Raw genomic sequence first — 9,989 nt, 5'->3', positions numbered from 1 at the left:
ATAATACCAATATAATAATTAAAAAAAGCTAGTTTAAAACTTCCATATAGATAAAAAAAACATGAAAAAATCAGAACACCAATAAAAACAATCTAAATTTTTAAAAACAAGTGAAAAAAATAAAAACCAGATATAATAATTAAAAAAAATTAGCTTATAACTTTTAAAATAAGCAAAAAAACTAGAATACCAAATAAAACTTAAAGTAATTAAAAAAATAGATAAGTGAGAATATTAATAGTGTTTATTCTCATCATGAACATTAACATTCTTACCATGCAATGTTGGAACGATTTCAAAGACAGGATCTTCAAAATCCAAATCGAATTCTTTTCCATCCATTAAAAGATGTTGGAATACTGCAAGTGCAGCAACTTCGGAATGTGGCTGATTTGTTACAGAAACATTCCATGTAGCATTTTTATATACTTTAGAAGGTACTTTACTTCCTCCGACAATAATTAGGATATCCCTGCCACATTCTTTAACTTCATCTATAATTTCGTTTGCCTGTTCCCCATACATTGTAAGGTGAACTATTCTTCCACCTACACTTTGCCAATGTTTAATAAGGCTTAAATAGTTTTTAACATATTCCACATGGAAGTTTCCACCCCAGCGATCCACAATATCCATGACAGTATCCATTAAGTGGGTGTCTTCCTCACCACTTAACCAAACCTTATCAGCACCGAAAGCACGGGCCGTTAAACAAACATGAGTAGTTATACGTGTATCTCTACCTATCCTATGATCTAATCTTAAAACATGAACTTTCATAAATAAACATCTCGAATAAAGTTAATTAAATAAATCCTAAATTTTATTTATCGTTATTAAAAATAGAACCTAATTTAAATTAAAGCAAAATTAATAAAAATCTTATAAATTTTCAGTTTATTAATTTAATATACAATTAAATATATATATTATTTCAAATGTTTAAAGTTTTTTAATTAAACTTTAAAAAAATAGATTAAAATGTTAATGATTGTGATAATGTGAAAGTAGCAGTTATACCAGATAGTGCAATGATATTAATAAACCAGGTAAACAAATCTAACCACCAATTATTATCACATTATAATGATATACAAAAAGAGAAGGATTTTCAAAAACAGAACAAGGAAATTAAAAAAGGAGACCTTAATAAAAGCTCTGAAAAATCCATAGATTATATGCCTGATTTAAAACCTACCAGAGGCATAAAATATAGTGGAATAGAATTGCCCTCAGGTGTTCTTGGAAGAATGTCTGTACATGGCCCTATCATTGAGGAGGCCGATGCAGTTATAATGTTAAGGGGAAATAGCAACAATCATATGTATAATACATTAAATGAATTAATCCTATTTGGTGGAAATGGATGTGTAAATACAAGACGTTTAATGGAACATCTGATTAGAAAAGAGAATATCCCTTTTCTAAAACTTGAATATCCCAATTCCAGAGAGGAAATAATCAATATTATCTATGAAATCAACAATTTTCTAGATTATCTAACTGATTTAGAAACATCCAAAACCAACAAACCATATATTAAAAAGTATATTCCATCTAAAAATAAAGGAAATTCATTCAATCTAGAGGAGTTTAATAATATTCTAAAAAATTCCGATAAATAAGCAATATCTGATAAAATTAACTTAAAAAAAAGAGTTTGAATAGAAAAACAACAGCTAATAAACCAAAAAACTAAAAAAATAATTTAGATAATAAAAAATACCAAACAAAATCAAGTTAAAAAGAATTTGAATAAGAAAAGATACTTGATAAAATAAAAAGAGCTAAAAAAAGAAATTAAAAATAAAACTGGAAATTGATTAAAATAAACTTAACCCAATTACCAGGAACAATAATGAGAAAAGTCTTCCAATCTCATTAGATGCCCCTAACACATCACCAGTTGCAACACCAAAATTACGTTTTGCAATTAGGGAGACTATTCCACCACCAAACATTCCACCGATTACACCGAAAACACCGATATATCCAAGTAAATAGTATCCTATAATAAATCCTATTAATAAGGATGCAACATAATTTGGAATAGGCATATTCTCAACAAAATATTTACCGATACCTGAGTTTGACGGTTTAGAACTTACACAAACAGTACATAAAGCAATCTTAGCAGACATCTCCCCAATAAGTATTGCCCATAAAGCCTGATAATTAATGATACTAATTAACGCTGCAACAGTCATTAGAGAAACTATAGCAAATGTAGCAATACCTCCAGTACCAACAATCGGATCTCTCATCACACTAATCTTCTTATCATAACCACCATGTACCATTACACCATCTGCAAAATCCAAAAGACCATCAAGATGATTATATCCCATGATAATTAAAAAGAATGCATACACAATAATGGCTATAAGAGGGCTTGAAAAATGTATGTAATACAATAGGAAATATGCAATCATTACACCTAAAAGACCTATAAAAGCATTAAGTAATGGCCATAGCCAGGTTAAACTTACAACTGATTCTATTGAGGTATATACACCCAAAGGTATAATGGTTGAAAATGTTACAAGACCTGCCAAAGAACGGAAAAAAGAACTGTTTTCCCTTTCATCGTCAAAATATTCATCCTTGTTTTTACTTAAATCCTCATTATTAGGTTTATCCTCAACTGGTATTATAACACCACACAAATACTTTTTCTTAATAAAATCCAATTTGATAAAATTAATTTTTTATTCAATTTCATTTTAATAATTTATTATTAATATAAATATGTAAAATACATTTTAATAATATGAAATTTAGATAATTTAAAAAATTTTAAAACTAAAATTAATTGGAATATTAAATTAAAAAATAGAAACTCCCAGTTAAAAACTAAATGAAAACCACCAAACTAAAAACAGAAACTCCCAGTTAAAAACTAAATGAAAACCACCAAACTAAAAACAGAAACTCCCAGTTAAAACTAAATGAAAACCACCAAACTAAAAACAGAAACTCCCAGTTAAAAACTAAATGAAACCACCAAACTAAAAACAGAAACTCCCAGTTAAAAACTAAATGAAAACCACCAAACTAAAAACAGAAACTCCCAGTTAAAAACTAAATGAAACCACCAAATTAAAAATAGAAAATTTCAAAGTTGAAGCTATTTAATTAACAATATTGAAAGATAAGTTTCAAGTGTAAACATTTTTATAAATTTAATTAAAAAACATGTGATTTTTAAAAGAAATATTTAAGCAAATATTGAACAAAATAAGAATTTTTTAAAAAACAAATATTCATTATAAAAATTAGATAATCAGGAAATTTATAAGTAAAATCACAGAATCAGTGAAACTATACAAAACAGATAAAAATTCAATTAAAAGTACAAATATTTATAAAAAAAATCTAAAAATAATAGACAAAAATATAGTTTGAAAATATGAAAAAATCGATTAAAAAATAATGGAAAAATTGAAAATAAACAGTTAAACCCTCTGAAAATAAATTTTACACTTGAAAAAGGGGTTTAAATTAGAATAAAACCACAAGTATATTTTTAAATAAAAAATCTATATTTACAGTTGAAATTGTGCTTTAAAATAAACTATAAATACCACAAAATAGTCCAAATACCAATAATTAATAAAAGCGTATCTAATTATTATAAAAATAATTTATAATAAAATTTAAGATTAAAAATATTTAATTATATCCCAATTTTAAAAATAAAACTAAAATCTATTGGATTTTAAAAATGAAAAGTATAAATTAAGATTCTTCAAAAATCTTACTCATCACACCAGCTATTAGTCCTCCAATAATGTCATCTAACATTGGACCTAAACCATACAGTATACCAGGTTTTGCTTGATCATAACGTACAAAATTAAATCTTGCTTTAGTGCCTGCTATCTGATTAGCAATAGAAAGACCTAAAACCTCATCGGTATAAAGATATGCAGGATCATCGGATATATCCACTTCCCTTACAAGATTATTTTCAAAATCATACTCGGTCCTAATAGCAGCCATTAAAAGTGCAATTACATTAATATCTTCAAGGGATTTATATAGTTGTATCTCAAATTTTTCCCTAAGCTCATCAGTTATATCAACACCTTCGACTAATTCCATTGCAGCATCAGTTAAATCAGATATTTGAATACCTTCAGCAACAAAATAATCCAAAATACCGAAACTTAGACCTACCTTTTTAAATGCATCCTCAAGTGCAATAGAAACAGCATCCTGAACCCTTTCAAGAAGTTCGTCCAAATCTATCTCAAAATCATCATAGGTCATCTGAGTGATATCCACACCAAATTGTTTTTCATCATCATCTAAATCGTTTTTCGGCATATTTGATGCAAGTACAAGAAAGTCGTCAGTTCCGACAATATTGTCAATATGCAATGGAAGATTTAGAGAATCAAAAAACCTGACTCTTTCCTTTACAGCCACAGTATGTAATTTAATTAGAAGTTTTGGAGATAATGCTTTATTTATAATTACAATTTGACCAAAATCTATTTTAGCATCCATAAAACCCTTTTTAGAATTTGCCACCTTAAGGTTACCGTAAAAATCCCCAATCTCAACGTCATTATTAACCACTGTAACAACTGAGATATCACCATAGGTATTTACAAAATATTCAATATTGTCAAAATTATGGAAGATATAACTACCTTCTATATTGTTTGAAGCCATGAATTTCTCAATACTTTCAAAAACTTTATCAGTATTTTTAAGACTTATTACATCATTTTTAAGAATGAGAATATTTTCAATTATATCTATTCCATCACTTATATTAAAATCACTGAAAGTTAAGAAAAAATCGGGATTATAAATGTTTAATCCGTTTTTGTCATGATACAATTGAATATTATCTTGAATTTTGTTTTTCTTATCTAATTTCATAATCCACACCAATTATAAAAATAACTAATTAATTAAATTATTATAATATAGTTTATTTAAATATTTATTATATTTAAATATCAATCATTGAGATTTATTAAAAAATTAGTAAGAATTTATTATATATAACCATATAAATATATTTGTAATTTCAAAAAGGACAATTAATAAAACCAATTTAATAGGATTATTAATTAATAAAAAAGGGATAATATGACGATTATAATAGACCCGCAAGGTTCAGGTATTTCTGGAAACATGCTTATTGGTGCATTAGTAGATTTAGGAGCAGACAAGAACAAAATTAAGGAAATAACTGAAATGGCATCTAAGGATTTTGGAGGAGTGGAAACCACTATCTCCAAAATTAACAAATCAGGAATTGATTCTACATTCTGCAGTGTAAAAACCTTAGATTCAAAACACCCCCATAACCATGGAACCCCTTATAAAGGATTGATTGAAAAGATTGATAAATTAAATGATGTTTTACCTGAGGAGGTAATAACCAAATCAAAAGAAGTTTTTAAAGTAATTGCTTTGGCAGAAAGTAAGGTTCATGGAAAATCACTTGATGAGATTCATTTTCATGAAGTGGGTGCCGCAGATGCTGTGTGTGATGTTATTGGAACCGTTTATGGCTTTTACCTGTTAGGATTAAATAAAGAGAAGATCATAGGTCTTCCAATATCCGTAGGTGGTGGAAGGGCAAATACTGCACATGGAATTGTAAGTATTCCCGCACCTGCAACCTGTGAGATCTTAAAGGGCATTAAATTTATGGGGGGGCCTGTTGACTCTGAACTTGCAACACCAACAGGATGCGCTCTTTACAGGGTCTTATGTGACGAATATCTTGATTTTATTCCAAATATAAAAGCCGAATCCATAGGATATGGGGCAGGTTCTAAAGACTTCAAACATCCTAATGTCTTAAGAATCATAAAAACCGAGGATACCAAGAAAAAATCAGAAATAAATGTACTTGAGACGAATGTGGATCATTTAAGTGGCGAGGAACTTGGATATCTATATGACAGATTATTAGATGCAGGTGCAAGAGACGTCATAATGATTCCAATATTCATGAAGAAAAACAGACCAGGCCAACTTATCCAGGTAATATGCAAGGACGAACAAATAGAAAACCTACTTAATGTATTATTTGAAGAGACTGGAACTTTAGGAATAAGAATATCTCCTAAAACACATAGAGGCACAGCCTCAAGAAAATTCATAAAGATACCTGTTGAAATCAATAATAAGGAATATAAGATTAACTTTAAAATCGGATACCATAATGGCAGAATAATTTCAAAAAGAGCAGAATTTGAAGACACTAAAAAAATAGCCAAAGAAACTGGTTTAAGTTTAACAGAAGTACGTGAAATAGCCAATATAAAAGTTAGAGAATATTTAAAAAACAACAATTAAAGTGATAATATGAGAGAAAAAGCAATAGCAGTTTTATCTGGAGGACTTGATTCCACAGTGGCAATGAGTTGTTATGTTAATGATTATGACATAGAAGCTGTAACCTTTGATTATGGCCAAAAAGCAATTAAACAAGAAATCAAAGCTGCAAAAAATATTTGTAACCATTATAACATACCCCATACAGTTATTGACCTTAAATGGCTTGGAGACATTAGTGATTCCGCACTTAACAGTGACAATGATATTCCAAATCCCTCTGATGAGGATTTAGACAATCTGGACGAGGCACAAAAAACGGCCAATGCTGTTTGGGTTCCAGGAAGGAACATTGTTTTTACGGCAATTGCAACATCATTTGCTGAAAGTGTTGGTGCCAGTAAAATTATTGTAGGCTGGGACTTGGAAGAGGCAAATACCTTTCCAGATAACTCAAAGGAATTCTTAGATGCTTTTAATAATCTGTTGAATATTGGTTCACCGGAAGATTTAGAGGTTGTGGCACCTGCAATAGATTTAAATAAAGATGAAATTGTGAAATTAGGTAATAAAAATAACTGTCCAATGGAATTAAGTTACTCTTGTTATACAGGACATGATAAACATTGCGGAGTCTGTGAATCATGTATGAGACGTAAAAGAGGATTTAAACAAAGTGGAATTGAAGACTTAACAGAATACGAAAATTAAAAGGGAAGATAACATGGCACTAATTGATAAATATACCTGTAAAAATTGTTCATTTGAATTCGAATACAAGGATCTAATCTTTTACTTCGATGATGACTTAGAAAAGATTACTATCGAACAAGTGACAAAGTCATCACTTGAAAAGGCAGGAAAATCCTCACTATCCGGAAGGATAGATGAGGCATATTGTAGGGAATGTGATGATACTGTCAGGGTATACATCATAACAGATAGGGATAACTACACCAGCCTAACAAATGATAAAATCAGAGAAAAGATAGATGCTGCATCTGAAGACGAATTATACAGGATTTACTTCTGGCAAGATGATCGTTCAAGAGACAATAATGAGGACATCTGTCCAAAATGCGGTAAAGTCCTAACTTGGATATCCGATGATAGTCTATGTCCTAAATGCGGCAATGAATTGAAATTAGATGAAATTATAGTAAAAGATTAATCTAATTGTAATAATTCTATTATTCAATACCAACTACTTTTTTTTAAACATTTTATTTTAAACCATTTAGAGATAAATTTTAAATCTCCATAATATTTTTAAATCCATATTTTAAAATCAAACCCAATATTAAACTTAATATTATTGAACCATTTTTTCAAATTTTCTTAAATCTATATATAAAAGATTAGAAATATCATATAAATGATAATAATTTTTTAAAGAATTTTATATAGATTTAGTGGTAATATGGGAACTGGTATAAGATATAGCTGCAATAGCTGTAATTGGGATTATTGGGACCTTGACGATATAATCTTCTACATTGATGATAAATTAGATTATATTGACGAATGTATTGCAAGTGGTATTTTACATGAGGAAAACAAGATAGCTGTTAAAAAATCTCCAATTACTGGAAGACTGATTAGCAGATATTGTAAACATTGCAATAAACTAGTGAAATTTTATATAATTAATAAGAATAAAAGTGGACTCGATTTAAAAGAAACCAGAAGTTTGATTAACGAACTATCTACAAATAAACTAAATAAGGTAATATTTGCATTAAATGAAAAAAGGGAGATTTTATTTGATAAGATTGATTCTACCAACAACCAATGTCCAATATGTAATAACAAAACATTAGAATTAAGCCAATTAAAATTCTGCCCCAATTGCAATAAAGGAATCTTAAATTCTGAACTTATTCAGATTTAAATCTTAGATAAAAAAAAATAAAGCAATTAAATTCTAAACATATCCCAACTTAGATTTTAATAAAAAAACAAATTAGAATAAAGATAATTATTTTATGATGTATGATTTTCAATCTAAACCTTGATGGATTAGTTAAATCAACAGGTATATAGATTAATTAATAATAATCAAATTTAATCTTTTTATGAGGTATTGTTCTTAAAAACCTTGTTCTTGGATGACCAATTACAAAAACAGAAGACATATGTTTATCTGAATCAATCTGTGGGAAGAATTCCATTAGCTTATCATGGTCAATGGAATCTGCTTTTGAAAGGAACAAGGAATAAAATCCACCTAGACCCAGGGTATATGCAGCGAGTTCAACCCTTGTACTTGCGATTATACCATTCATAATATTATTAGAGAAGGTTAAAATTAACTCCTTACCTTCCCATAAAAAAGGATTATTTTTATAATTGTCGGGATGTTTTAGATAATCACCAAATTGGGCAATTCTTGGAAATTCATCTTCTTCCACCTTAATAATACTGTAAACATGTTCCAGAAATTCTTGAAGATTGTCCTTAACCACTAGAAATTCCACATCCTGCATATTCTGAGCTGAGGGGGAATAATAAGCTGCCTCAAAAAGCTTTTCATATTCCTCTTTTGAAACTTCCTTTCTTGTAAACCATCTGCATGACCTTCTCTGTTTTAAAAACTGGATATACTCATCATAGGAAAATGGAATCTCTTTAGGATTATAATCCTCAATCCTATCTTCCTGGTTTTCATATGCTTTCAACCTTATAGCATCTTCCTTACATACTGCCATACATTGACCACAATCAAAACAGTTTCCACCTGTCTCCTCAATGTGATCTCCCACTAGTTTCAAATTATCTCGAATACATACACTTGCACATTTTCCACATGCAGAACATTTTATAGAATTTAATAATAGATGCATATTCACCACAAATGACTTACTGATTATTTTAAAAAAAATTATAAATATCTAATAGCTTTAGTTGATTATTAAAAAAAATTTGGAAATTGATTTAATTTAAATCCATTGCAATTAATGGATTCTTTCAATATCCTTAACCATATCAAAGTTATCATCAAATGAGACTATTTTAGAGATGTTTCTAGACCCCATGATAGCTAGATTTAAACAGTCCACAAATGACAGATCACCGTCATATTGGACGAATAAATTTATAGCCTTATTGTAATCTTTAGGGCTTTCGGTATGAACCTTACATGAATAGATTAGAAAGTTGTATACCTCAAATGATGCTTTTGAATCTATTTTACGGCCAACCATTGTAATTATCTCAGATAAAACATGGTGACTTATTAGAAATGTTTCATCCTTAATGGATTCAAATATTTCACTTGCCCTTTCATAGTTTGAATTAGTTCTTAAGAAGAAAGCAATTAGGAAAGAGCTATCTAGAAAAATCATTTTATTCTCCTCTTTCAATCTTTTTCTTAAGTTCAATCCAGTTAAAAGAAGATTCCTCAGTTGCATATCTTCCTTTCATGTCCTCAAAACTTAAGGGAGTAATCTTCTTGATTATAATCTCATCATCTTTAACAATCCATTCCAACTTGTCAGCCGGTTTTAAATCGAATTTCTTCCTAATGGCTGAGGGAACAGATGTCTGATTTTTACTTGAAATTGTTGTAATAATTGGCATATCTAAAACCTCATCAATTAACAATATTATTTAAATTTAAAAAGTATTTAAAACTAACTAAGTAATATCAGTTTACTTAGTATAATATTATTTACTAAGTAATA

Annotated in this window: 11 protein-coding genes; 5 read left to right on the top strand and 6 right to left on the bottom strand. The window is 28.8% G+C overall.

The annotated features are described in order from the left end of the window. Positions 1 to 234: 234 nt before the first annotated feature. Positions 235 to 780: a tRNA (cytidine(56)-2'-O)-methyltransferase gene (locus ON24_RS07035; RefSeq protein ID WP_040682439.1), complete on the bottom strand. Its 546-nt coding sequence runs from the start codon at positions 778 to 780 to the stop codon at positions 235 to 237. Positions 781 to 1,001: 221 nt separating this feature from the next. On the opposite strand from ON24_RS07035, the gene ON24_RS07030 reads away from it, so the two are divergent. Continuing rightward, positions 1,002 to 1,625 carry a DUF2112 family protein gene (locus tag ON24_RS07030; RefSeq protein WP_040682438.1) on the top strand — a complete coding sequence of 208 codons (624 nt, stop codon included), beginning with the start codon at positions 1,002 to 1,004 and terminating at the stop codon, positions 1,623 to 1,625. Between the two features lie 198 nt (positions 1,626 to 1,823). Here ON24_RS07030 and cobS read toward each other — a convergent pair whose 3' ends face one another. Both cobS and ON24_RS07020 read right to left on the bottom strand, forming a co-directional pair. Next, positions 1,824 to 2,690, bottom strand: a complete 867-nt coding sequence (cobS, locus tag ON24_RS07025) for an adenosylcobinamide-GDP ribazoletransferase (RefSeq protein ID WP_040682437.1) — start codon at positions 2,688 to 2,690, stop codon at positions 1,824 to 1,826. A gap of 1,048 nt (positions 2,691 to 3,738) precedes the next feature. Then, positions 3,739 to 4,893, bottom strand: coding sequence for a phosphatidylglycerophosphatase A (locus ON24_RS07020; RefSeq protein WP_050553587.1), 1,155 nt, complete (start codon positions 4,891 to 4,893; stop codon positions 3,739 to 3,741). A gap of 213 nt (positions 4,894 to 5,106) precedes the next feature. Between ON24_RS07020 and larC the strand changes: the two genes are divergently transcribed. The 4 genes from larC to ON24_RS07000 all read left to right on the top strand — a co-directional run bounded on the left by larC (position 5,107) and on the right by ON24_RS07000 (position 8,197). Further along, a complete protein-coding gene (gene larC, locus ON24_RS07015; RefSeq protein WP_040682436.1) occupies positions 5,107 to 6,327 on the top strand; it encodes a nickel pincer cofactor biosynthesis protein LarC in 1,221 nt (406 codons plus the stop codon). A gap of 9 nt (positions 6,328 to 6,336) precedes the next feature. Then, positions 6,337 to 7,017, top strand: a complete 681-nt coding sequence (gene queC / locus ON24_RS07010) for a 7-cyano-7-deazaguanine synthase QueC (RefSeq protein WP_016357934.1) — start codon at positions 6,337 to 6,339, stop codon at positions 7,015 to 7,017. A gap of 13 nt (positions 7,018 to 7,030) precedes the next feature. After that, the gene (locus tag ON24_RS07005) at positions 7,031 to 7,477 is read left to right on the top strand and encodes a zinc ribbon domain-containing protein (protein WP_040682435.1); all 447 of its coding nucleotides are present in this window, start codon (positions 7,031 to 7,033) and stop codon (positions 7,475 to 7,477) included. Positions 7,478 to 7,726: 249 nt separating this feature from the next. Next, complete coding sequence (locus ON24_RS07000; protein ID WP_040682434.1) at positions 7,727 to 8,197, top strand: hypothetical protein; 471 nt, start codon at positions 7,727 to 7,729, stop codon at positions 8,195 to 8,197. Between the two features lie 157 nt (positions 8,198 to 8,354). On the opposite strand, the gene ON24_RS06995 is transcribed toward ON24_RS07000, so the two are convergent. The 3 genes from ON24_RS06995 to ON24_RS06985 all read right to left on the bottom strand — a co-directional run bounded on the left by ON24_RS06995 (position 8,355) and on the right by ON24_RS06985 (position 9,885). Then, positions 8,355 to 9,149, bottom strand: coding sequence for a nitroreductase family protein (locus ON24_RS06995; protein WP_040682433.1), 795 nt, complete (start codon positions 9,147 to 9,149; stop codon positions 8,355 to 8,357). Between the two features lie 111 nt (positions 9,150 to 9,260). After that, a complete protein-coding gene (locus ON24_RS06990) occupies positions 9,261 to 9,650 on the bottom strand; it encodes a type II toxin-antitoxin system VapC family toxin (RefSeq protein WP_040682432.1) in 390 nt (129 codons plus the stop codon). A 1-nt stretch (position 9,651) separates the two neighbouring features. Continuing rightward, a complete protein-coding gene (locus ON24_RS06985) occupies positions 9,652 to 9,885 on the bottom strand; it encodes an AbrB/MazE/SpoVT family DNA-binding domain-containing protein (RefSeq protein WP_016357929.1) in 234 nt (77 codons plus the stop codon). Positions 9,886 to 9,989 lie beyond the last annotated feature (104 nt).

This window comes from Methanobrevibacter boviskoreani JH1 (genome assembly GCF_000320505.1).
GTDB lineage: Archaea > Methanobacteriota > Methanobacteria > Methanobacteriales > Methanobacteriaceae > Methanarmilla > Methanarmilla boviskoreani.
The sequence above is the reverse complement of the archived record's forward strand: the minus strand, read 5'-3'. Positions and strand labels throughout refer to the sequence as shown.